Here is a 23,200-nt window from a genome sequence, read left to right as displayed (position 1 = left end):
TGGGGTTGACGGGCGATCAGCGGCAGGATTTGCCTCATGCGCGACACCGAGCTGTACCGCCATCTGCTGGGACTGGAGACTCCATGGAAGGTGGGGCGGGTCGAGCTGTCAGCAACCGACCGGCGAGTGGACGTATGGGTTGAACATCCAGCCCGGACCCGGTTTGCCTGCCCGGACTGCGATGCCGTGCTGTCGGTCTATGACCACTCGGCCGAGCGGGTGTGGCGGCATCTGGACTCGTGCGCGTTTTTGACCTTCCTGCACGCAAGTCCGCCGCGAGTGGATTGTCCCGAACACGGGGTGCGTCAGGTTGCGTTGCCGTGGGCCGAGCCGCACTCGCGGTTCACCGTGTTGTTCGAGCGGCTGGCGATCGACGTGCTCGCCGCCTGCGACGTAGCCGCCGCAGCCAAGCTGCTGGGTATCAGCTGGGACGAGGCGTGGCACCTGATGGAGCGTGCGGTCACTCGAGGTTTGGCCGCCAAACCGCTGAACGTGCCAGCCCATGTGGGGGTCGATGAGAAAGCGGCCGGGAAAGGACAGGATTACATCACCGTGGTCTCCGACCTAGATGCCGGGACCGTGGAATATATTGCTGACGAGCGCCGACAGGCCAGCCTGGACGGCTATTTCGAGAAATTCACCGCCGAGCAGCTCGACGGGATCGCGGCGGTTGCGATCGACATGTGGGAGCCGTTCGCCGCCTCGGTGCGTGCGCACCTAGCCGACGCCGACGACAAGATCGTGTTTGACCGCTATCACCTGATGGGCTATCTCACCAAGGCCGTCGACACCGTGCGCAAGGCCGAGAACCAGGCGTTGGCCGCGGTCGGTGACAAAAGCCTGGCCGGCAGCAAGTATCTGTGGCAGTACTCCGCGGAGAACCTGCCCGAGCGCCACACCGACCGCTTCGCCGCCCTGCGCGGCGCCGACTTGAAGACCGCCCGGGCCTGGGCCATCAAGGAGAACCTACGGCGCTTCTGGTCCTACCGGCGCCGCGGCTGGGGCGCCAAGCATTTCAAGCGCTGGTACTTCTGGGCCACCCACTCCCGACTGCAACCGATCATCGACGCAGCAAAGACACTCAAACGCCACCAAGCGGGGCTGCTGTCCTACTTCGCGCATCCGATCACCAACGCCGGAGCCGAAGGCCTCAACTCCCGCATCCAGGCCATCCGCGTCTCCGCCCGCGGCTACCGCAACCGAGAGCACTTCAAGACCGCAATCTACTTCCACCTCGGTGGATTACAGCTCTACCCGGTCGCACCATGACCCACAAACTTCCCGGAAGAACCCCGGATTCGGGGCTCGATTTTTGTGCGAGGCCCGATACTGGATTAACGACCGGTCTCCCACACAACCAGCATGCGGAGTCAGCAAGGATGAACACCGAGACTCAACAGCTTCCCGATATCGAGGAGCTCCGTCGGGAAATCGACCGCTTGGACACCGAAATCCTCGCCGCCGTCAAACGGCGAACCGAGATTTCCCGCACTATCGGTAAGGCCCGAATGGCCTCCGGTGGCACCCGGCTGGTACACAGCCGCGAGATGCAGGTCATCGAGCGTTACAGCGAGCTGGGTCCCGAGGGTAAGGACCTCGCGATCGTGCTACTCCGCCTGGGCCGCGGCCGACTTGGTCATTGAGCCGTCCCGCGATGTGCTCAATTCCGCCGGTGGCGTCGGCGGCCACTCGCTGACCGGGGCCGATCGCCCGGCGCTGTCGCGTGCCGTCGAAGCGCTCCGCCCCGGGCCGTCCGGACCGCATCGTCACCGGATTAGGGTCGATGTCATGACTGGGCTTCGAGAGGTTCCCGACGTCTCGGCTACCCGCGCATGGCAAGCCCTGCGCAGCCATCACGACCGGGTCAAAGATATCCATTTGCGGCAATTCTTCGCCGATGATCCCGACCGCGGCCGCGAGCTGGCCGTCACGATCGGCGACCTCTACATAGACTACAGCAAACACCGCATCACCCGCGAGACCATCACGATGCTGATCGATCTGGCCCGCGCGGCCAACCTCGAGCAGCGCCGAGACGAGATGCTGGCCGGCGCACCCATCAACACCTCGGAAAACCGCGCGGTGCTGCACACCGCGTTGCGGCTACCGCGGGACGCCGAGCTGATCGTCGACGGCCGGAACATCGTCGACGACGTGCATGCCGTCTTGGACGCGATGGGCGACTTCACCGACCGGTTGCGCAGCGGCGAGTGGACCGGCGCCACCGGGAAGAAGATCACCACCGTCGTCAACATCGGCATCGGCGGCTCGGACCTCGGCCCGGCGATGGCATGCCAGGCACTGCGCCACTACGCGGACGCGGGCATTTCGGCGCGGTTCGTCTCTAACGTCGACCCCGCGGACTTGACGACGAAGCTGGCCGACTTAGACCCTGCGACAACGCTTTTTATCGTGGCATCGAAAACTTTTTCGACACTGGAGACGCTGACCAACGCCGCCGCGGCCCGGCGCTGGCTAACCGGCGCCCTCGGCGAAGGGGCGGTGGCGAAGCATTTCGTCGCGGTGTCGACCAACAAAAGGCTCGTCGAGGAGTTCGGGATCGACGCCGCCAACATGTTCGGCTTCTGGGACTGGGTCGGCGGACGGTATTCGGTGGATTCCGCGATCGGGCTTTCGGTGATGGCCGTGATCGGGCGGGCGGCCTTCGCCGATTTCCTGAACGGATTCCGCATCATCGACGAGCATTTCACGAGCGCTCCGCTGGAGCGCAATGCGCCGGTGCTGCTGGGGCTGATCGGACTGTGGTACTCCAACTTCTTCGGCGCGCAGTCACGCGCGGTGCTGCCGTACTCCAACGACTTGGCGCGGTTCGCGGCGTATCTGCAGCAGCTGACGATGGAGTCCAACGGCAAGTCGGTGCGCGCCGACGGCACGCCGGTGAGCACCGACACCGGTGAAATCTATTGGGGCGAACCGGGAACCAACGGGCAGCACGCCTTCTACCAGCTGCTGCATCAAGGCACGCGGTTGGTGCCGGCCGATTTCATCGGATTTTGCCAGCCCCTTGACGACCTGCCCACCGCCGACGGCAGCGGCAGCATGCACGACCTGTTGATGAGCAACTTCTTCGCCCAAACCCAGGTGCTGGCATTCGGCAAAACCGCTGAGGAGTTCGCCGCCGAAGGCACCCCGGCCGCCCTGATACCGCACAAGGTGATGCCCGGCAACCGGCCTACCACCTCGATCCTGGCTACCCGGCTCACGCCTTCGGCGCTCGGCCAGCTGATCGCGCTCTACGAGCACCAGGTGTTCACCGAGGGCGTGGTGTGGGGCATCGACTCATTCGACCAGTGGGGGGTGGAGCTGGGCAAGACGCAGGCCAAAACGCTCTATCCGGTGCTCAGCGGCGGCAGCTCGCCCGATAAGCAGTCGGACAGCTCCACCGACGCGCTGGTGCGCCGCTACCGCGCCGGGCGGGGCCGGGCCGGCTGAGCCGTTGCGCCGCTGCGCGCATTGGCAAGCCCACGGGCCTGGCTGGGGCCCGGCTGAGACCAGGCTTAGGACCAGTACTTGGTCAGCGGCGCCGGCAGCACCCCGAGCAGCCGCGCCAGCGGCGCCCACGGCCACCACGGCACCGTCGCCCGGGCCGGCTCGCGTTCGATGGCGCTGACCAGTGCGCGCACCCCGGTTGCGGTGTCCACCAAGAACGGTGTGCTGACCGCCTTGGCGGTCATCTCCGACGCGATGTAGCCGGGCTCTAGGACGGTGACCTTGATCGGGCCTTTCGCGTACTCGGCGCGCAGCGATTCCCCCAGCGATGACACCCCGGCCTTGCTGGCCGCGTAGGCGGCTTTGACGCCCGGCACGCCCCTGCGGGCCAGCACCGAAGACATCAGCACTAGGTGCCCCGAGCCGGCCTTGTGGAACATCTCCAGTGCCGTTTCGATCTGCACCAGCGCGGCCACCAGGTTGGTCTCAATGGTCGCCTTGTTGGCCCATAACTTGCCCGACCCCAGCGGCGCACCTTTGCCGATTCCGGCGTTGACGATGATCCGGTCGACCCCGCCGAGCTCGGTGTCGAGCTCGGTGAACACCTTCGGCACCTGTTCGTGGTCGGTCACGTCCAGGGTGGCGACGGCCACCTTGATGCCCGGACAGCGTTGTGTCAGTTCGGCCTTGAGTTCGCCGAGGCGGTCGGCTCGACGGGCGCACAGTGCCAGGTCGCGGCCCTTAGCGGCGAATGCGCGCGCCATGCCGGCGCCCAGGCCGGAACTCGCTCCGGTGATGAGGATTTTGCGCCGGATCACCAGGGCAGCATAACCACCGCTAGCTTCCCGGGATTATTTCAAGAGCCGCGACATCCGCCGGTCGGCCAGCACCTTGCCCCCGGTCTGGCAGGTCGGACAGTACTGGAAGGACTTGTCGGCGAACGACACTTCCCGCACGATGTCACCGCACACCGGGCACGGCAGACCGGCCCGGGCATGCACCCGTAGGCCGGACCGCTTTTCACCCTTGAGCGTCGCGGCCTGCTGACCCGCCGAGCGGGTCAGCGCATCGGTGAGCACCGACACGATGGCCGCGTGCAGCGCGCCCACCTGAGACGTCGTCAGCTTCCCGGCCGTGGCAAACGGGGAGATTTTGGCTTCGTGCAGGATCTCGTCGCTGTAGGCGTTGCCGATACCGGCGATCACCGTTTGGTCGGTAAGGACGGTTTTGATCCGGCCGGTGTTGCCCGCCAACAGCCGGGCGAGCTCGTCGGCGCTGACGTCCAGCGCGTCGGGCCCCAGGGCGGCGACCCCGGGAACCTTGGCCGGCTCGTCGACGAGCCACACGGCCAGCCGCTTCTGGGTGCCGGCCTCGGTGAGATCGAAGCCGGGGGCCCTACCGGGGGTGCCGAGGTGCGCGCGCAGCGCGATCGGTCCCTTGCCCGGGCGCGGCGGCGTGGCGGGCAGCGTTTCCGACCAGCGCAGCCAGCCTGCGCGCGCCAGATGGGTCACCAAAATCAGCGTCCCGGCGCGCAGACCCAGGTATTTGCCCCACCGCTCGGCCCCGGCAATGGTCTGGCCGTGCAGCGCGCTGATCGGGGGATCAACCGTCTTGAGCACCGAGAAGGCGACGACATCGACACGGCCGATGGTTCGTCCGACCGCGTGGCGGCGCAGCTGGGCTGCCAGCGCTTCGACCTCGGGCAGCTCGGGCACGCTAGCCAGTTTGCGCCCGCAGCAGGTAGGTGTCCATGATCCAGCCGTTACGGGCCCGGGCGTCGGCCCGTAGGGAAGCGATGCGCTCCCCAACCTCACCGACCGTGCCCGACACCAGCAGCTCTTTGTCGGTGCCCAGGTAGGCGCCCCACCAGATTCGGGTCTGCGGCGGGCAGGTGCGAAACGAGCACTCGGCGTCGAGCATGACCACAGCGGAGCCGGACAATCCCTGGGCACGCAGCCGGCGGCCGGTGGTAATCAGCACGGGTTCACCGACCTCGTTGAGCGGGATGCGGTGCCGCGCCGTCAGCGCCTGCACGGCGGTAATACCCGGGATGACGTCGTAGCTGAGGTCCACCTCGGCGGCGACGGCATCCAGAATGCGCAGCGTGCTGTCATACAGCGATGGGTCACCCCAGGTCAGAAACGCACCCACGGTGCCCACGCCCAGTTCCGTGGCGATGGCGTCGGCCCAGATCCGCACCCGCGCCGCATGCCAGTCCGACACCGCCTGCCGGTAATCGCCGCCCGCCGACCGCGGCGGGTCGGGCAACTCGACGAAGCGGTAACCGGGCTCGCGGATGAACCGCTGGCAGATGTGACGCCGCAGTGCGAGCAGGTCACGTTTGGCTTCACCTTTTTCCGGGGCGAAAAACACCCGGCTGTCGTTGAGCGCAGCGATAGCCTGCGCGGTCAAGTAGTCCGGGTTCCCGGCGCCGATGCCGATCACGTGGATATGCCGGCTCAACACGCGCGCACAGCCTACAACCAGCCGCTCCCGTGGGCTATCGGGGACTGGCGGTATCCGGTACCATGGGTATTGACATGTTGCCCGGGTTCTTCCTACCGTCTGGAACAGCACCCATGAAACACCTATGAACGGACGTCGGCGATGACGCGCGCTGGCGACGACGCAGAGCGAAGCGATGAGGAGGAGCGGCGCCAGCGACGTGCGCTGGCGACGACGCAGAGCGAAGCGATGAGGAGGAGCGGCGCCAGCGACGTGTGCTGGCGACGACGCAGAGCGAAGCGATGAGGAGGAGCGGCGCCAGCGACGTGTGCTGGCGACGACGCAGAGCGAAGCGATGAGGAGGAGCCGCGTTATGACCACCGCGGCGACGCGAGGCGGGCCGAGCCGTGAGGAGTTCTCCGAGCGGTTGCTGAAGGGCTCGGTGAAGAAGTCCTACGCGCCGGTCGTCGATATCGACTGGGACGCGCCGCTCGACCCGGACAAGTTCTACCTGCCGCCCAAGACGGTGTCCCTGTATGGCACCCCGATGTGGGATGAGATGACCCGCGCGCAGCGCGTCGAGTTGTCCCGCCAGGAGCTGGTCAACACGCTCTCGGCGGGCATCTGGTTTGAGAACGTCCTGAATCAGGGATTGCTGCGGCGACTCATCCACGAGGACCCCGCCGCATCCGAATCGCATTACGCGCTGACCGAGCTGGGCGATGAAACCCGTCATATGGTGATGTTCGGCAAGGCCATCGAGCGCGTCGGCGCCAAACCGGTGACCCCGCGGCGCTACCAACGGGTGATCATCAACATCCTGCCGCTGCTATTTCGCGGCGCGCTGTTGTGGGTGGCCGCGCTGATCGGCGAAGAAATCTTCGACGCTTTGCAGCGCCAGATGATGGACGACCCCGAATTGCAGCCGTTGGTCCAGCGGTTGATGCGGATTCACGTCACCGAAGAATCCCGCCACATCCAGTTCGCGCGCGATGGCCTGCGCCGGCGGGTGCCCGAGATGTCACGGCTGGGCCGGTGGTTCGTGGCTAACATCAACGGGCTGGGGGGATGGTTTTTCCGCTACCTGCTCACCAACCCGGTCCCCTACGCGCGGGCGGGCCTAAATGTGCGTCAAGCACGCGAAACCGCCCGCAACAGCCCCCACCGCCACGACGTTATGGTGGCCGGATTCGCCCCGCTGGCGGCGTTTTTGACAGAGCTGGGATTGCTCGGCCCGCTTGCGCGCCGGATGTGGGCGCGCAGCGGGTTTCTGTGAGCCTGGCAGCCGTGGAACCCCATCAGGTCGCTGTCGTCGGCGCGGGCGCGGCCGGCGTGCGCCTCGGGGCTGAACTGCTCGACACCGGCATCACCGACTTCGTGATGCTCGAGCGGGCGCCGCGCGGCAGCGTCCCGCCGGCCCTGCACCACCGGCTACGACTCAACCACGACGTCAGCTGCTTGGTCTTTGATGACGACACCGACACCTGGACGCTGAAAATCCGCGGCGGCGAGGTCTGCCGCGCTCGGGTAGTCATCGCAGCGCACCAGCCCGGCTTCGTTCCCTGGATCCCGGATTTTCCCGGGCGCAACGACTTTCGCGGACCGTCGTTTCACGCCGCAGCCTGGGATCACGATTTCGATCCGGCCGGAAAGCGAATCGCCGTGATCGGCGTCGACACCACCGCCGCAACCCACCTCGGCCGGCTGACCAGCTCGGCGGCGGTCATGGTGTTCGCGCAACCCCCACGCCGGGTCATCCCGCGACTCCCCTCTGCGGGTGCCCGCGCCAAGAGCTGGCTGCGACGCCGCCTGCCGGGAGCTCGGCTGCTGGCGGGCGGCGTCCCGCGGCGGTGGGAGCCCCAACTCGTGGGCGTGACCATCGACGCGGTGACCGCGTCGGGTGTCCGCACCCGTGACGGCGTCCACCACGACGTCGACGCGATCATCTATGGCACCGGGTTCACCATCCCCGACGAGATTTGCGGGCCGAAGCTTTTCGGCGCGCGCGGAGTGACCATCCGGCGAGCCTGGTGCGACGGCATGGAGCCCTACCACGGTGTGGCCATTCACGGCTTTCCCAACTACTTTCTGCTTGCCGGGCCCGGTATCAAAGCGCAGACACGCTACATCGTCGGGTGCCTCGCGTTGATGATGCGGGCCGGGGCTACCCGCATCGAAGTGCGCCGCAGCAGCCAACGGCTATTCAACGAGCGCGTTCACCTGCGAAGCCCCCACCACCGCGTGGTGCGATCGGCGTTCGACTTGTCGTCCGGCGCGGGCGACGACGCGGCCTACGACGGTGCGGCGACCCTCACGATCGCCGGCACCAGCCAGGCGGCGCGCGTCCGGCTAGCCGGTTACCTCGACCCCGTCGATGGTCAATACCATTGGCGAGGAATAGTTTTCGATCACCTGTCCGCTGAGCTTGTGCAGCAGACACGCACGGTGATAATCACCGTGGGCGATCGGAGCGCCACCGGGCAAATCACCGAGCAAACCCCGTGGGCCAGCCATTCGATCGTCGGCGTCGGGACACCGCCGTTCGCGGTGCCTGCTGCGACAGCCGCAGCCCGCCGCTGAGCCGTCAACCCGGTTCATCGGGGGAATGCGCCCGGCTGCCACCCGGGTCCCGGGTGCATCTGGGGAACACCGCGGACGGCGGACCCGGTGCGCCCGCTAGGCGGAAACGGTGTGCGGCCAGCCACCTATGGTGGGGTAGGAAGGCACACCGCGATGCGACATCCACGGCATCCACGACATCGAAGGACTGGCTATGGCACGAACCGATGACGACACCTGGGACCTGGCGACCAGCGTCGGAGCCACCGCCACCATGGTCGCCGCCGCCCGCGCGGCCGCAACCAGGCGCCCACAGCCGGTGATCAGCGACCCATTCGCCGAGCCCCTGGTGCGCGCGGTCGGCATCGACGTGTTCACCCGCATGGCGGCCGGCGAGCTGGATTTCGACACCATCGAACCCCGCGCCGCGTTTCCGCGGATGGTCGACACCTTCGCCGCACGGGCACGGTTTTTCGACGACTTCTTCGCCGACGCCGGACGGGCGGGCATTCGGCAGGTGGTGATCGTGGCGTCCGGGTTGGATGCCCGCGCGTACCGGTTGCAATGGCCGGCGGGAACCACCGTGTATGAGATCGACCAGCCCGAGGTAATCGAATTCAAGACTACGACGCTGTCGCAGCTCGGCGCCGAGCCGACCACCGAACACCGCCCCGTGGGCATCGATCTCCGCGGAGACTGGCCAGCCGCGTTGCAGCGGGCCGGCTTCCACCGCAGCCAGCCAACGGCGTGGCTCGCCGAAGGAGTGCTCATCGGATTTCTGCCCCCACAGGCCGAGGTTCGGCTGCTGGACACCATCACGGAGCTCAGCGCCACCGGCAGCCGGCTGGCTGCCGACTATGGATCGGTTGCAGGTGAGTTCGAGGCGGATCAGGATCGCCGGAAGACAATGACCGAGCTGTGGCGCGAGCACGGCCTGGATCTCGACATTGCCGAGTTGACCTATCCCGGCGAGCACACCGATGTCGCGGCGCACCTGCAGGCCAACGGCTGGGACACAAGCAGATCGGTGCTCGCCGAGTTGTTCGCGGCCGCCGGGCTGGCTCCCCCGCCGGACGACGCGCAGACCGGCCCGGCGGCCGCGATCAGGTTCGTGCGCGCCATCCGCACATAGCCGGCGGCTCAGCCATGCGATACGTGGCCGGCCGCATGCTGGCTGGCTGCTTCCCGCGCTACTTCGCTCGGATTCTTGTCCTCCCGCAGCCCTCGCCAGCTCGGCTGGCGCAGCCGGCCGTCGGCGGTCCACTCGCTGTAGCGCACCTCCCCGACCAGCACCGGCTTGACGAATGTCGCACCCTTGGCGTCGCGGGCGGACAGCGGTGCATCAAACGGAGATTCGCCGGTTTGCAGCGGCGCCAGGCGTTTCTTGAGATCGGCGAGCGCGCGCTCGGTGAAACCGGTGCCGACGCGGCCGGCGAAATGCAGGCCACTCGGCCCCGGGATACCCACCAGCAGCGAGCCGATCCCGCCGGCGCGCCCGCCTTCACCCGCACGCCAGCCGCCGATGACGACTTCCTGGGTGTTCCAGTGTTTGTGTTTGATCCATGACGCCGAGCGCCGACCGGGCCGATAGGTTGAGTCGCGTCTCTTGGCGATCACGCCCTCCCAGCCGTGCTTGCGGGAATACGCCAGCGCGTCGGCGCCGTCGCCGGGCAGCAAGTCTGGAACGATGAGATTGCTTGTTCTGGAAAGGGTTTCCAGTAGCTGGCGCCGGTCGTTGTATGTGGCCCGCAGCAGCGAGCGGCCGTCGAGGTAGAGCAGGTCGAACGCCCAGAACTCGAGGTGGGCGCCACGGAGGCGGTTCTGCAGTTCGGCGAATCTCGGTACCCCGGATTTGTCAAGCGCGACGAGCTCCCCGTCAAGCACGACATGGTGATCGACGAGATCAGCTGCTACTGAATGTAATTGGGGATGCTCTTGGGTGACGTCGCGTCCGCTGCGGGACCGCAGCCGTACCCGGCCGTGGTCGGCGTCGACCAGCAGCCGGTAACCGTCCCACTTGCCTTCGAACGCCCACCGGCCGGATGTCAGGTTGGCTACCGAGCCCCCGGTGGCCAGCATCGGGTAGAGCTCGTCGAAGCGGAAAGCCTTCTGGTCTTTCATCCGATGTATCAGCCACTGGTTGCCGTTGGTGTGAATCAGCGCGTAGCGCCCGGATATCCGGTTGCCGTGCAGCGTGACGATGACCTCGTCATCGCGGAACTTCTCGGTGTCATAGGTGCCGGCGTCCCAGATGATGACCGTGCCGGCACCGTATTCACCCTTGGGGATGGCGCCCTCGAAGGCGGCGTATTCCAGGGGATGGTCCTCGGTGCGTATCGCGAGATGGCTCACCGATGGGGTGTCGGGCAGGTTTTTCGGCACCGCCCACGACACCAGCACACCGTCGTGCTCCAGCCGGAAGTCGTAGTGCAGCCGGCGGGCATGGTGCTCCTGGATGACAAATATATTGCTTTGTGTATTGTATTGGCCGGTAATAGGTTTCGCGCTGGGTATCGGTTCGGGTGTTTTTGACGGGTCACGCCTGCCGCGGTAGGGCGTCAGCCGGTCCACGGCTAGATCGGCATCCAGCGGCGCCAGCAGATCACCGTCACGGGCGACACGGGCCAGCACCTCGTCGTAGCGCAGCTGCCGCAACGCCGGATCGTCGAGTTCCTCCCAGGCGCGTGGCGCGGCCACCGTCGGCCACTCCCGGCCGCGCAGCGAGTACGGCGCGATGGTGGTCTTCGATCCGTCATTCTGACTCCAGTCGACGAACACCTTGCCCGCACGGACGCTTTTGGCCATGGTCGCCGTGACTAACGCCGGCATCGTCTGTTCTAATTGCTGCGCAATGCGTTTGGCCAATACGGTCGCGCCCCTGGAACTCACCGGCTTGTCCAGCGGAGCGTAGAGGTGCAGCCCTTTGCTGCCGCTGGTGACCGGGAGGGTCCTCAGCCCGATATCGGCGATCAGGTCGCGAATGGCGCGTGCCACCGCAGCCAGCTGAGCCATCACCACACCGTCACCAGGGTCGAGGTCGAACACCAAACGCGTTGCCGGGCCGGGCTTTAACTTTTCCCCACCGCGCGTCCACGCGGCGACGAACCGCCACTGCGGCACGTGCACCTCCAGCGCCGCCTGCTGGGCGATCCAGGCCAGCGCGGCGGGGCTGTCGATGATCGGATAGGTCGTCGTTCCGGACCGGTGCGTCACGCTGGCACGGGGCAGCCAGTCGGGCGCCGAGGAGGCGAGTTGCTTTTCGAAGAACGACGGCTCCTGCACACCGTCGGGCCAGCGTTTTCGGGTGGCGGGGCGACCGGCGATGTGTGGCAGCAGGACGTCGGCGATGGTGGTGTAGTAGCCGAAGACGTCTTTCTTGGTCGTCCCGCTGGCGGGATACAGCACCTTGTCGGCGTTGGTGAGCTGCACTCGCGGCCGAGCCTGCGCCCACTTCATAGGCTCACGGTACGTCGCCCACGCCGTGACGGTGCCGGTGTCGCTCGCCTCGAGCCCTCCCCGTCACCCCGGCACCGTCGAACCGCCCACCAGATTGCCCAGCGCCGTCGCACACACCCCGGCGGGGCGGGTTGTCGTCGTACCGTCGAGGCGTGTGGCGGCACCCGGCGATGCGGGCCCCGACCAGGAAGGAGTCAAGAGATAGGGCGCAGCGCCGTGCAACTAAACAGCACAACCCTGACTGCGTCGGATCACCCCGGCCACCAATGCCTACGCTATTTCGCCTACCTGTGCGGGTACCGGCTGGTCCACGACGCCGCCCGCGACCCCCTGCTGGCCGAATTCCTGATGTCATCCTTCGATTCCGCGAAGCCACCCAACGCTGCGGCCGGTGGTCGCGTCGCTGGTGCCGATCACCCGCTCGCAGCGCGCCCACCGCCTTCATCGAGAACACCGCGGTGTTCGGGGATTTGGCGGCGCTGGTGGCGCACTTCAGCGAGGCCTATCGCGGGGCGCTGGAATCGTTGCATCGCCGCGGGGCACGAGCCACGCTGGAGGTGTTGCTCCGCGAGGACGGGGCATGAGCCGCCCCGGCAAGTCAGCGTCGAGCACGTTGGCGGCACCGTGCTCAACGTGGCCGTCGGACTCTCAAGGCCCGGCCGCGACGTCGATTTCCGCAGCCGTATCGCAGACGACCCGAACGGGCGGTGCATCAGCGATCACGTCAATCCCTCCGGCGCACAACTTGTGCCGGGAAGCATCACCGCGACCCGGATGGCGACCGCGCGAGTAGCCGTCACCGACGACTGGTTGGCCGGCGCATCACGGGTCACGCCACTGAAATGCCGTAACAAGCGTCGCCGATAGCTAACGTATCGGGGGTAGCTGGACGGAAAGCTCAGCCGCCGGAGGTGCCGATGCACGTTGGTTTGCCGTCCCGGCGTACCCGTTGGGACCATGGCCTCGCCGCGTGGGTGGGACACCTCGGTGCCGCAGCCACCGATAGCAGCGAAATGGCGCTGCAGAAGCGTCTCGCCGTCGTGCTGTTCGCGGGAACGCTGCCGCTCACGGTGCTGTGGAGCCTGATCTACCTGCTGATGCACGTCCCGCTTGCCGCGGCAATACCGGCGTTCTATTCGGTCTTCACGCCGGTGAACACCGCCCTCTTCGCCTGGAAGCGCAGCCTCGAGTTCTACCGCCTCACTCAACTGCTTTTGATCCTGACCCTGCCGTGGCTGGTGACGCTCGCGCTGGGCGGCTTCCGGCAATCCAGCGCGGTCATCATCTGGGCCGCGCTGTGTCCGCTGGGGTCATTGCTGCTCGAAGCCCCCAGGCGGACACGGGCTTGGATCGTTGGCTTCGTCGCGCTGCTGGTCGCGACCGCGCTGCTGCAGCCGCATCTGGCGCCGGCGCACCTGCCCGACACCTTCGTCACCTGGTTCTTCGCGCTCAACGTCGGAACGGTGGTCGCAATCACGTTCGGGCTGCTGCACCATTTCGTCGGTGCCCGCAACTTCTTCCAGGAACGCTCGGAGACGCTGCTGCTCAACATCTTGCCGAAGGAGATCTGCGAGGCGCTGAAGACGGAACCGCGCGCGATCGCCGCGCACTACGACCACGCGAGCATCCTGTTCGCCGACATCGTCGAGTTCACCCCGCTGGCGGCGACCATGACGCCACTGAGCCTGGTTGATCTGCTCAACGAGGTGTTCCAGTGCTTCGACGCGCTCGTCGACAAGTACGACCTGGAGAAAATCAAGACGATCGGAGATTGCTACATGGTCGCCGCCGGCGTGCCGCGCCCGCGCGCCGACCATGCCCGGGCCCTGGTCAACCTCGCGCTTGACATGCAGGAAGCGATCAGCGAGCGGACGTTCGGCGGGCGCAGGCTCGCCTTCCGCATCGGCATCAACTCCGGCGCGGTGGTCGCGGGTGTCATCGGACGCAAAAAGTTCATCTACGACCTGTGGGGCGACACGGTGAACATGGCCAGCCGCATGGAGTCGCACGGCCAAAGCGGCGTCATCCAGATCACTCGCAACACCTTCGACCTCGTCGGCGATGAATTCGATTGCCGGCCACGGGGCACCATCGCGGTCAAGGGCGCGGGTCGCGCCGAAACATGGTGCGTCATCGGAAGGAAACCGGCCGGCAAGCGACCCGTTCGCGGCACCTCGTACCCCACGTGAAGCGGCCGAAGGGCGCTGCAGAGCGACCCGCACCCGCCGGCCTCGCCGAGCCCCGATCCCAACGCCTGGCCATGCATTGCCGATCGCCGGGTACACCGGCCCTGATGTGGGCATACTGGACGCTATGCGGTCCATCTGGAAGGGCTCGATCTCCTTCGGGCTGGTCAACGTGCCGGTCAAGGTGTACGCCGCGACCCAGGACCACGACATCAAGTTCCGCCAGGTGCACGCCAGGGACAACGGGCGGATCCGCTATCAGCGGGTCTGTGAGGTGTGCGGTGAGGTGGTCGAATACAGCGATATCGCGCGGGCGTACGAATCCGATGACGGCCGGATGGTGGTGATCACCGACGACGACATCGCGACGTTGCCGGAGGAGCGTAACCACGAGATCGAGGTGCTGGGGTTCGTCCCGGCCAGTGAGCTCGACCCGATGATGTATGACCGCAGCTACTTCCTGGAGCCGGAGGGGAAGTCATCGAAATCATATGTGCTGCTTGCTAAGACGTTGGCCGAAACCGATCGCGTCGCGATCGCGCATTTCGCGCTGCGCAACAAGACCCGACTTGCGGCCTTGCGGGTCAAGGATTTCAGCAAGCGCACAGTGATGGTGGTGCAGACGTTGTTGTGGCCCGACGAGATCCGTGATCCTGACTTCCCGGTGCTGGACAAAAAAGTCGAGATCAAGCCGGCAGAGCTGAAAATGGCGGGACAGGTGGTCGAGTCGATGGCCGAAGAGTTCAACCCGGACCGCTACCACGACATCTACCAGGAACAGCTGCGCGAACTCATAGATGCGAAACTTGAAGGCGGGCAGGCGTTTACCGTCGAGGAACAGCCGACCGAGCTGGAGGAGGCCGAGGACGTCTCCGACTTGCTCGCCAAGCTGGAGGCCAGTGTGAAGGCGCGCTCCGGCGATGGCAAGGCGTCGGCCATGAAAGCCTCGGCGAAAAAGGCCCCGAGCAAGAAGGCGCCGGCCAAAAAAGCCCCGGCGAAGTCAAGCGTGCGGCCCTAACGGCCGAACCCGGTTTGACGGGCATGGCCTGGGATGCGCGCCCGGGCGGCACCGGCCGGCTGGACACGGCCATCGCCTCGCTGGGTAAGGCTCCAAGTTTTCGGCTAGCCTAACTTTCGCATTCGTCATTTCGGATCAAAGGTCGCTGACTTGGCCCAGGGCATCCTCGCCCCGCTCAAAGCGGGTTGGTATCTGCTCGGGCCGGCATTCGTCGCGGCCATCGCCTATGTGGACCCGGGGAACGTGGCCGCCAACGTCAGCGCCGGCGCCGAGTATGGCTACCTGCTGCTGTGGGTGATCATGGTGGCCAACGCAACGGCCGCGCTGGTGCAATACCTGTCGGCAAAACTGGGCCTGGTCAGCGGAAAGTCGCTTCCCGAGGCGGTCGGTGCCCAGATGCGCCGCCCCAGCCGTTTGGCCTATTGGGCGCAGGCCGAACTGGTGGCGATGGCCACCGATTTGGCCGAGGTGGTGGGCGGAGCTATCGCGCTGGGCATCTTGGCGCATCTACCGCTGCTGATCGGCGGGGCGATCACCGGGGCGGTGTCGCTGCTGCTGCTGATCGTGCAGAATCGTCGTGGCCAGCGGGTGTTCGAGCGGGTCATCGAGGCACTGCTGATGGTCATCGCGGTGGGCTTTGCCGCCAGTTTTTTTGTCAAGACACCACCCCCGGGTGCCGTCATCGAAGGCCTGGTGCCCCGCTTCCGCGGCAGCGAAAGCATACTGCTGGCCGCCGCCATCCTGGGCGCTACGGTCATGCCGCACGCGGTTTACCTGCACTCCGGCCTGGCCCTCGACCGGCACGGGCATCCGGAGGCCGGGCCCCAGCGGCGCCGGCTGCTGCGAGCCACCCGCTGGGACGTCGGGCTGGCGATGTTCATCGCGGGAGCGGTGAACGCGGCGATGCTGTTGGTCGCCGCGATCAATCTGCAGGGCCGCGACAACAGCGGGTCGATCCGGCGCGCCTACCAGGCCGTGCACACCACCCTCGGGCCCACGATCGCGCTGCTATTCGCCATCGGGCTGCTGGCGTCGGGTCTGGCGTCCACCTCGGTGGGCGCCTATGCCGGCGCCATGATTATGGACGGGTTGCTGCACCGCTCGATCCCCGTGGTGGTGCGCAGAGTGCTCACCCTGATTCCCGCCATGGTGATTCTGGCCAGCGGGCTGGATCCCACGCGCGCCCTGGTGCTCTCGCAGGTGGTCTTGTCATTTGGCATTCCCTTTGCGCTGTTTCCGCTGGTGGGACTGACCGCCAACCCCGTGCTGATGGGTGATGACGTGAACGCTCGGCTCACCACGGCCGCAGGCTGGGTGATTACCGCGCTGATCAGCCTGCTCAATGTGGTGCTGATTTATCTGACGGTGGCCGGCTGAATACCGGCCGGCCGCGCTGCCCGAACCTGGCATCTTGCCCGCCTTGCGATCCTCCGGCGCGATACCGGAACATTCGAAGGATGGTCAGCCGGGACACGTCGGCGCTCAGGATGCCGATGCGGGATCGGGCCGCCCTGCGGGCGGTCAACTTTTTCATGGCGGACATGGAAGCCGGCATGGGCCCGTTCCTCGGTGTGCTCCTGGCCGGCCGTGGCTGGAGCACCGGGGCGATCGGCACCGTGATGACCCTGGGCGCCATCGTCGGTATGTGCACTGTGGGGCCCGCCGGGGCGCTGGTCGACGCCACCACTCGCAAGCGAACCGTCGTCATCGTCGTCGGCCTGGGCGCGGTCGCGGCCTCGGCGGTGATCCTGACATCGCGACAGTTCTGGGTCGTCGCCGCCGCGCAGGCCGTGATGTGCATCTCGGGCGCGACGATCGCGCCCGCGATTATCGGCATCACCCTCGGCATGGCGGGCCAGGCCGGGTTCACCAGCCAAAACGGCCGCAATCAGGCCTACAACCACGCCGGCAACATGGCTGGTGCCGCGATCGGGGGCCTGTTGGGCTGGGCGTTCGGATACGCCGGGGTATTCTGGCTCGCCGCGGCGTTCGCGGCGCTGACCATCGTCGCCGTGCTGCGAATCCCCGCTGGGCACATCGATCATCACGTGGCACGCGGCGAGGCGCTGGCGATCGACCAGGCTCCGGTCAAACGGATGCGGGTGCTGCTCGACTCCCGGCCGCTGCTGGCGGTGGCCGGCGCGGTGATGCTGTTCTGGCTGGGTAATGCGGCGATGCTGCCGCTTTACGGGCTGGCCGTGGTCGCCACCCACGCTAACCCGTTCACCACCGTGGCCAGCACCGTGGTCGTGGCCCAGGCGGTGATGATCCCGGCGTCGCTGGCGGCCATGAAGATCGCCCAAGCCCGCGGCTATTGGCTGGCGATCCTGATCGCGTTTACCGCGCTGCCCGTCCGCGCGCTCATCGCCGCCGGTGTCATCACCACCTGGGGAGTCATCCCCGTGCAGATCCTCGACGGGGTCGGTTCGGGCATGCTGTCGGTAGCGGTGCCCGGGCTGGTCGCCCGGATTCTCGACGGCACCGGCCACATCAACGTCGGCCAGGGCGCGATCATGGCCGCTCAGGGCCTCGGGGGAGCGCTCAGCCCGGTGCTGGGCGGCTTCGTCGCTCAACTATTCGGCTTTCCGGCTGCTTTTGCGTTGCTCGGCGGACTGTCATTGGGATCGCTGGTGATCTGGCTCGGGTTCGCGCCCGTCCTGCGGTGCGTGGATAACCAGGTCCCCGCGACGCCCGTCGCCGTCGAGGCGACCTGAGCCGATACCCGGTGCGCACGTCCCAAGCCTGCGGCACGCGAAGGTATTTCGGGTCCGCACCCGCCTGCGTCACGGCGCTCTCGGGTGAGGCACGGCGCTCTCGGGTGGGTGCGTGCACCCAGGCGGTAAACTAGCGCTGCCAATTCCGCAAGGACAACGTCGTTAACGTCGTTGAGGAAGGGCCTCGGACCTCGCCTGGCTATGGAGGAACATGAAACGTCCGGTATTCGGCGCCCTGTCCGTGGCCGCCTTCATGGCGGTTGCGGTGATGTTTCCGGGCGCACCGGTTGCTCGCGCGCAAACGGATGTCGAGACCACGTGTAAAAGCTCCGGGGGCGAATACACGTCGGAGCAGGTACAACCTCATTGGGGTGCCGCGCCGACCCTCATCGAAACGTGTTGCACCGGCACCGCCGGATCGCGGCAGTGCGTCACGTACCGCGATGGCGTTCCCGGCCCCGCGTACAAAAGCGGTTAACCACCCGGTTTCGGCCGGGTAAGACCTCGCCCGCGCGGGGCCGCACGCGGTGTAGCCAAAACCTCAATCCGTACGGGGCGCTGGGTCCGCTCGACCACGCGGACCATTGCCGGGTGGCAGCGGGATTCGCCGACGGGCCGCCGAGGCTGCCGCCAGGCTAGGAGCTGATACGCCGGGCCCTGCGGGCCCATTCGGTGAGCGCCCGGATCTCGTGGTTGACGTCGGCGGGATGTTCCAGCATCGCGCAGTGGCCGCCGGGCAATTCGACCAGACCCGCGAGGTTGGGAACGGCCGCGGCGATCCGGCGGGATTCGCTGATCGGGGTCAGCCGGTCGCGTTTGCTGCCAATGACAAGAGTCGGGACCGTCAGCCCGGTCAGGCTGAGGTGCCGCCGCCCCATCGCGCTGAGCATCTTTGCGCAGCCACCGCGGCCCGCCGGTGCGGTCGCCAGAAACAAATCGCAGACAAACGCGGCGACCCCGGGGTCCGCGTCAGCTCCGACGGCCATCATGGCGACGATTTCACGGGCCACTCGTCGCACCGCGCCCGGCAACGGTAACGAGCCAAGCGTCGCAATCAGGGCCTGCGCCGCCCAGGCACGCGCCGTCGCCAGCTGCGGGGGGACCGGCATCAGCTGCACTTTCCGCAGCAAATCACCGGTGGTGGTGTTGATCAGCGCGACGGCGTCGGCCCGTTGCTCAACCCTATGGCGGTAACGGTCCGCCCATGCGGTGATGGCGATACCGCCCATCGAGTGTCCGGCGATTACGGCGCGCTCGTGTGGCCCGAGTGTGGCCTCAAGCACGGCGTCGAGGTCGGACGCCAGGTGGTTAAGGCTGTAACCCCCGCGGCCCGGAACCCCGCTTGCGCCATGGCCGCGGTGATCGAACGCGATCACCCGGTGGTCGGTGGCTAGGTCGGCGATCTGGTGTGCCCACACGCGGATCGCGCAGGTGATGCCGTGCGCCAGCACAATCGGGTAGCCACCAGTGGGCCCGAACACCTGGGTGTGCAACGGCGTGCCGTCGGCGGCCCGCACGGCCACGGTGCGGCTCGGCGGCAACGCGACGGACAGCCAGGCGGGCGTGGTACGGCCGATCGCTCGACGAGAACCCATCGCCGTTCCCCCCTCGAGGCCGCGCCTGCTCACCGTCGCTTCAGCTACCCAAGTCTAGAGCTACGGTCTCAGGGGCGTTGGAGGCCCGGCCCGGCGGCCGTGGTGTCATTAGGCTGCGATCTGCACCCCGGGAGATCGACGGACGCCCGCCGTGGATCGGGTGCCCGCCGATAACGCTGGGTCCGCCGCTTGAGGATTAGGGAGGATTGCGATGCGCGCGGTTCAGGTAGCCCGCCTCGACGGCCCCGGGGCGGTTGAGGTGGTCGAACTCGAGGAGCCCCGCGGCGACGACGCCGTCGTCATCGACGTCCATGCCGCCGGTGTGGCCTTTCCCGACGCGCTGCTCTCCCGTGGCCGCTATCAGCACCGGCCGCCCCTGCCGTTCATCCTGGGCGCCGAGGCGGCGGGCGTGGTGCGCAGCGCGCCCGCCGGCGCCGGTGTCCGCGCGGGTGACCGGGTCGCTGCGTTGACAATGCTGACCGGCGCAATGGCCGACGTGATCGCCGTGGTGCCGCAACGGGTATTCAAGCTGCCCGACGCGGTGTCGCTGGAGGCCGGTGCGGGTTTGTTGTTCAACGATCTCACCGTGCATTTCGCGCTTCGGGCCCGCGGGAGGCTGGCGCCCGGCGAAACTGTGCTGGTGCACGGGGCTGCCGGTGGCATCGGCACGTCGACGCTGCGGCTGGCCGCGGCGCTCGGCGCGGCCCGCACCGTCGCGGTGGTCAGCACGCCCGAGAAAGCCGAGGTCGCCACGGCGGCTGGCGCTACCGATGTGGTACCCGCCGACGGGTTCAAAGACGCCGTGCTGGAGCTGACCAATGGCCGCGGGGTCGACATCGTCGTCGATCCGGTCGGCGGCGACAGGGTCACCGACTCGTTGCGCTCGCTGGCCCCGGGCGGCCGCTTGTTGATCGTCGGCTTCACCGGTGGCGAGATCCCGACGATCAAGGTGAACCGGCTGCTGCTGAACAACATCGAAGCCGTCGGCGTCGGCTGGGGCGCGTGGGTGGCGTCACACCCGCAATACCTCGCCCAGCAATGGTCGGAGTTGCAGCCGCTGCTGGCCGGGGGCACGGTTGCGGCACCTCAGCCGGTGATCTATCCGCTGGGACGGGCCGCCGAGGCGATCGCGTCGCTGGAAAACCGAACCGCCCGGGGCAAGGTCGTGATCGGGCTGCGGGATTAGCGGCCCGGCCGCCACGGCCCGGGCGCCGGATAGCCGCCTGACGGGGAGACACCCGGCCAGAAGCTGCTGAGCTGAAGCGCCCCGGGGCCGCGGCAGCCCGGGGATAGACTCTCGGTAGCAGCGGAAACCGGGCTGAAGAGGAGCGTAAATGATGGCCACCACTGTCGAAGCGGACGCCGCGGCCCGCACACCGTTCGAGCAGGAAGTCGCCGACACGCAGCGATACTTTGACAGTCCGCGCTTCGACGGGATCATCCGGCTCTACACCGCCCGCCAGGTGGTCGAGCAGCGTGGCACGATCCCCGTCGATTACACCGTGGCGCGCGAGGCGGCGACCGCGTTCTACGCGCGGCTGCGCGAACTGTTCGCTCAGCGTAAGAGCATCACGACATTCGGCCCGTACACGCCGGGGCAGGCCGTCACCATGAAGCGGATGGGCATCGAGGGGATCTACCTCGGCGGGTGGGCCACCTCCGCGAAGGGCTCCACCACCGAGGATCCGGGGCCGGATCTGGCCAGCTACCCGCTGAGCCAGGTGCCGGAGGAGGCCGCCACGCTGGTGCGCGCGCTGTTGACCGCCGACCGCAATCAGCACTACCTGCGGCTGCAGATGAGCGAAGAGCAACGCGCCGCAACTCCGCCGACCGATTTTCGCCCGTTCATCATCGCCGATGCCGACACGGGTCACGGCGGCGACCCGCACGTGCGTAACCTGATTCGCCGCTTCGTCGAGGCCGGAGTGCCGGGCTATCACATCGAAGACCAGCGCCCCGGCACGAAAAAATGCGGCCACCAGGGCGGAAAGGTGCTGGTCCCGTCGGACGAGCAGATCAAACGCCTGAACTCCGCGCGTTTTCAACTCGATGTGATGCGGGTGCCGGGGATCATCGTCGCGCGCACCGACGCCGAGGCGGGCAGCCTGATCGACAGCCGCGCCGACGAGCGCGACCAACCGTTCCTGCTGGGGGCGACCAACCTGAAGATTCCCCCGTATAAGGCCTGCTTCCTGGCGATGATGCGGCGCTTCTACGACCTGGGAGTCAAAGAGCTCAACGGGCATCTGCTCTACGCACTGCCCGAGGGGGAGTACGCCGCCGCCGACGCCTGGCTGAAGCGACAGGGTATTGCGGAGCTGATTGAGGAGACGGCCGGGGCATGGCGGCGAAACGGCCGGCAATCGATCGACGCGCTGTTCGACAACGTCGAATCGCGGTTCGTTGACGCCTGGGAGCGAGACGCCGGGCTGATGACCTACGGCGAGGCCGTTGCGAACCTCCTCGAGTTTCGCGAAAGCGAGGGCGAGCCCCCCGACATGAGCGCCGCGGAGTGGCGGCGATTCGCCCAGCGGGCGTCGTTGTACGCCGCCCGCGAGAAAGCCAGGGAGCTGGGGGCCGACGTGGGCTGGGACTGCGAGCGGGCGAAGACTCCCGAGGGCTACTACCAGGTTCGCGGCGGCATACCGTATGCGATTGCCAAGTCGCTGGCCGTCGCGCCGTTCGCCGACCTGCTGTGGATGGAGACCAAGACCGCGAACCTCGCCGAGGCCCGCCAGTTCGCCGAGGCGATCCACGCCGAATACCCCGACAAGATGCTGGCCTACAACCTCTCGCCGTCGTTCAACTGGGACACCACCGGGATGACCGACGAGGAGATGCGGGCCTTCCCCGAGGAGCTTGGCAAGCTGGGCTTTGTTTTCAACTTCATCACCTATGGCGGTCACCAGATCGACGGACTGGCCGCCGAGGAGTTCGCCACCTCGCTGCGGCAAGACGGCATGCTGGCGCTGGCCCGGCTGCAGCGCCAGCTGCGGCTGATCGAGTCGCCCTACCGCACCCCGCAAACCCTGGCCGGCGGGCCGCGCGCCGACGCGGCGCTGCTGGCCTCCTCGGGGCGCACGGCGACCACCAAGGCCATGGGCAAGGGCTCCACCCAACACCAGCACCTGGTGCAGACCGAGGTTCCCAAAAAGCTGCTGGAGGACTGGCTGGCGATGTGGAGCGAGCACTACCAGCTCGGCGAGAAGCTGCGCGTGCAGCTGCGCCCGCACCGCGCCGGCTCGGAGCTGCTCGAGCTCGCCATTTACGGAAAGGGCGAGGAGGAGCTGGCCAACGTCATCTTCTCACCGTTCCAAGACCGCCGCGGCAGCACCATTCTCTCGGTGCGTGACCAAAACACGTTCGCCGAGCAGTTGCGCCAAAAGCGGCTGATGACCTTGATCCATCTGTGGCTAGTGCACCGTTTCAAGGCCGACGCCGTGCACTACGTCACCCCCACGGAGGACAACCTGTATCAGACCTCGAAAATGAAATCCCACGGCATCTTCCGCGAAGTCAACCAGGATGTGGGCGAGATCATCGTCGCCGACGTGAACCACCCACGCATCGCCGAGCTGCTGGCACCCGATCGCGCGGCGCTCTGGCGCCTGATCCGCAAGGAAGACAAGGCCACGGGATAACGGCGACCCGTGGCGTGACCCGCCGGGCGGCACGCAGGTTCCTCCGGATGACCCGGTCCTCTGGATGAAGATCATGATCCCCACCGGCCGGCAATCCCGCCGCGGGACACGGACCGCCGAACCGGGTCTGGTCAAT

Annotated in this window: 17 protein-coding genes and 2 pseudogenes; 13 read left to right on the top strand and 6 right to left on the bottom strand. The window is 67.1% G+C overall.

The window, feature by feature from the left end:
- The first annotated feature begins 36 nt into the window (after positions 1–36).
- The 3 genes from MSM1_RS12530 (at position 37) to pgi (ending at position 3,453) form a co-directional block, all read left to right on the top strand.
- Positions 37–1,269 (top strand): ISL3 family transposase, encoded by a 1,233-nt coding sequence (locus MSM1_RS12530; protein ID WP_213442594.1) that lies wholly within the window; start codon positions 37–39, stop codon positions 1,267–1,269.
- A 110-nt stretch (positions 1,270–1,379) separates the two neighbouring features.
- A complete protein-coding gene (locus MSM1_RS12525; RefSeq protein WP_213442593.1) occupies positions 1,380–1,643 on the top strand; it encodes a chorismate mutase in 264 nt (87 codons plus the stop codon).
- Between the two features lie 145 nt (positions 1,644–1,788).
- The gene (gene pgi, locus MSM1_RS12520) at positions 1,789–3,453 is read left to right on the top strand and encodes a glucose-6-phosphate isomerase (protein ID WP_213442592.1); all 1,665 of its coding nucleotides are present in this window, start codon (positions 1,789–1,791) and stop codon (positions 3,451–3,453) included.
- A gap of 65 nt (positions 3,454–3,518) precedes the next feature.
- Here pgi and MSM1_RS12515 read toward each other — a convergent pair whose 3' ends face one another.
- From MSM1_RS12515 to cobF, 4 genes and pseudogenes are all read right to left on the bottom strand, one after another.
- Positions 3,519–4,268, bottom strand: coding sequence for an SDR family oxidoreductase (locus MSM1_RS12515; RefSeq protein ID WP_213442591.1), 750 nt, complete (start codon positions 4,266–4,268; stop codon positions 3,519–3,521).
- A gap of 33 nt (positions 4,269–4,301) precedes the next feature.
- Complete coding sequence (locus MSM1_RS22375; RefSeq protein WP_307857388.1) at positions 4,302–4,796, bottom strand: zinc finger domain-containing protein; 495 nt, start codon at positions 4,794–4,796, stop codon at positions 4,302–4,304.
- 120 nt (positions 4,797–4,916) lie between these two features.
- Positions 4,917–5,165: pseudogene (locus MSM1_RS22370) on the bottom strand (DNA-formamidopyrimidine glycosylase family protein); the annotation flags it as partial.
- A 1-nt stretch (position 5,166) separates the two neighbouring features.
- The gene (gene cobF, locus MSM1_RS12505) at positions 5,167–5,913 is read right to left on the bottom strand and encodes a precorrin-6A synthase (deacetylating) (protein WP_213442969.1); all 747 of its coding nucleotides are present in this window, start codon (positions 5,911–5,913) and stop codon (positions 5,167–5,169) included.
- A 355-nt stretch (positions 5,914–6,268) separates the two neighbouring features.
- Between cobF and MSM1_RS12500 the strand changes: the two genes are divergently transcribed.
- The 3 genes from MSM1_RS12500 (at position 6,269) to MSM1_RS12490 (ending at position 9,586) form a co-directional block, all read left to right on the top strand.
- Entirely contained in the window at positions 6,269–7,171 is a 903-nt protein-coding gene (locus MSM1_RS12500) for a diiron oxygenase (protein ID WP_213442587.1), read from the top strand.
- Positions 7,168–8,475, top strand: a complete 1,308-nt coding sequence (locus tag MSM1_RS12495) for a DUF4873 domain-containing protein (protein WP_307857373.1) — start codon at positions 7,168–7,170, stop codon at positions 8,473–8,475. The genes MSM1_RS12500 and MSM1_RS12495 overlap by 4 nt, the downstream gene beginning before the upstream one ends.
- Positions 8,476–8,668: 193 nt before the next feature.
- Positions 8,669–9,586: an SAM-dependent methyltransferase gene (locus MSM1_RS12490; RefSeq protein ID WP_213442585.1), complete on the top strand. Its 918-nt coding sequence runs from the start codon at positions 8,669–8,671 to the stop codon at positions 9,584–9,586.
- Positions 9,587–9,594: 8 nt separating this feature from the next.
- Here MSM1_RS12490 and MSM1_RS12485 read toward each other — a convergent pair whose 3' ends face one another.
- Positions 9,595–11,910 carry an ATP-dependent DNA ligase gene (locus MSM1_RS12485; RefSeq protein ID WP_213442583.1) on the bottom strand — a complete coding sequence of 772 codons (2,316 nt, stop codon included), beginning with the start codon at positions 11,908–11,910 and terminating at the stop codon, positions 9,595–9,597.
- 258 nt (positions 11,911–12,168) lie between these two features.
- On the opposite strand from MSM1_RS12485, the pseudogene MSM1_RS22715 reads away from it, so the two are divergent.
- From MSM1_RS22715 to MSM1_RS12465, 5 genes and pseudogenes are all read left to right on the top strand, one after another.
- Positions 12,169–12,494, top strand: a pseudogene (locus MSM1_RS22715) (hypothetical protein); the annotation flags it as partial.
- Between the two features lie 429 nt (positions 12,495–12,923).
- Positions 12,924–14,099: an adenylate/guanylate cyclase domain-containing protein gene (locus tag MSM1_RS12480; protein ID WP_213442581.1), complete on the top strand. Its 1,176-nt coding sequence runs from the start codon at positions 12,924–12,926 to the stop codon at positions 14,097–14,099.
- Between the two features lie 124 nt (positions 14,100–14,223).
- Positions 14,224–15,114: a Ku protein gene (locus MSM1_RS12475; protein ID WP_213442579.1), complete on the top strand. Its 891-nt coding sequence runs from the start codon at positions 14,224–14,226 to the stop codon at positions 15,112–15,114.
- A 120-nt stretch (positions 15,115–15,234) separates the two neighbouring features.
- Complete coding sequence (locus MSM1_RS12470) at positions 15,235–16,491, top strand: Nramp family divalent metal transporter (RefSeq protein ID WP_374101722.1); 1,257 nt, start codon at positions 15,235–15,237, stop codon at positions 16,489–16,491.
- A gap of 80 nt (positions 16,492–16,571) precedes the next feature.
- Positions 16,572–17,828 (top strand): MFS transporter, encoded by a 1,257-nt coding sequence (locus MSM1_RS12465; RefSeq protein WP_236055978.1) that lies wholly within the window; start codon positions 16,572–16,574, stop codon positions 17,826–17,828.
- Between the two features lie 635 nt (positions 17,829–18,463).
- Here MSM1_RS12465 and MSM1_RS12460 read toward each other — a convergent pair.
- On the bottom strand, positions 18,464–19,423 hold the full coding sequence (locus tag MSM1_RS12460) for an alpha/beta fold hydrolase (protein ID WP_213442575.1): 960 nt from the start codon (positions 19,421–19,423) through the stop codon (positions 18,464–18,466).
- Positions 19,424–19,634: 211 nt separating this feature from the next.
- Between MSM1_RS12460 and MSM1_RS12455 the strand changes: the two genes are divergently transcribed.
- Positions 19,635–20,609: an NADPH:quinone oxidoreductase family protein gene (locus tag MSM1_RS12455; RefSeq protein WP_213442573.1), complete on the top strand. Its 975-nt coding sequence runs from the start codon at positions 19,635–19,637 to the stop codon at positions 20,607–20,609.
- Positions 20,610–20,760: 151 nt separating this feature from the next.
- Positions 20,761–23,064 carry an isocitrate lyase ICL2 gene (gene aceA, locus MSM1_RS12450; protein WP_213442962.1) on the top strand — a complete coding sequence of 768 codons (2,304 nt, stop codon included), beginning with the start codon at positions 20,761–20,763 and terminating at the stop codon, positions 23,062–23,064.
- The last annotated feature ends 136 nt before the right edge of the window (positions 23,065–23,200 follow it).

The organism is Mycobacterium sp. SM1 (assembly GCF_018361265.1).
Taxonomy (GTDB): Bacteria; Actinomycetota; Actinomycetes; order Mycobacteriales; family Mycobacteriaceae; genus Mycobacterium.
The sequence above is the reverse complement of the archived record's forward strand: the minus strand, read 5'-3'. Positions and strand labels throughout refer to the sequence as shown.

Excerpts from the sequence above, each read along its gene's own strand:
- MSM1_RS12485 (WP_213442583.1), bottom strand. The coding sequence starts at position 11,910 with ATGAAGTGGGCGCAGGCTCGGCCGCGAGTGCAGCTCACCAACGCCGAC.
- MSM1_RS12465 (WP_236055978.1), top strand. The coding sequence starts at position 16,572 with ATGGTCAGCCGGGACACGTCGGCGCTCAGGATGCCGATGCGGGATCGG.
- MSM1_RS12490 (WP_213442585.1), top strand. The coding sequence starts at position 8,669 with ATGGCACGAACCGATGACGACACCTGGGACCTGGCGACCAGCGTCGGA.
- MSM1_RS12480 (WP_213442581.1), top strand. The coding sequence starts at position 12,924 with ATGGCGCTGCAGAAGCGTCTCGCCGTCGTGCTGTTCGCGGGAACGCTG.
- MSM1_RS12530 (WP_213442594.1), top strand. The coding sequence starts at position 37 with ATGCGCGACACCGAGCTGTACCGCCATCTGCTGGGACTGGAGACTCCA.
- MSM1_RS12455 (WP_213442573.1), top strand. The coding sequence starts at position 19,635 with ATGCGCGCGGTTCAGGTAGCCCGCCTCGACGGCCCCGGGGCGGTTGAG.
- MSM1_RS12500 (WP_213442587.1), top strand. The coding sequence starts at position 6,269 with ATGACCACCGCGGCGACGCGAGGCGGGCCGAGCCGTGAGGAGTTCTCC.
- pgi (WP_213442592.1), top strand. The coding sequence starts at position 1,789 with ATGACTGGGCTTCGAGAGGTTCCCGACGTCTCGGCTACCCGCGCATGG.
- MSM1_RS12460 (WP_213442575.1), bottom strand. The coding sequence starts at position 19,423 with ATGGGTTCTCGTCGAGCGATCGGCCGTACCACGCCCGCCTGGCTGTCC.
- MSM1_RS12475 (WP_213442579.1), top strand. The coding sequence starts at position 14,224 with ATGCGGTCCATCTGGAAGGGCTCGATCTCCTTCGGGCTGGTCAACGTG.
- aceA (WP_213442962.1), top strand. The coding sequence starts at position 20,761 with ATGGCCACCACTGTCGAAGCGGACGCCGCGGCCCGCACACCGTTCGAG.
- MSM1_RS12525 (WP_213442593.1), top strand. The coding sequence starts at position 1,380 with ATGAACACCGAGACTCAACAGCTTCCCGATATCGAGGAGCTCCGTCGG.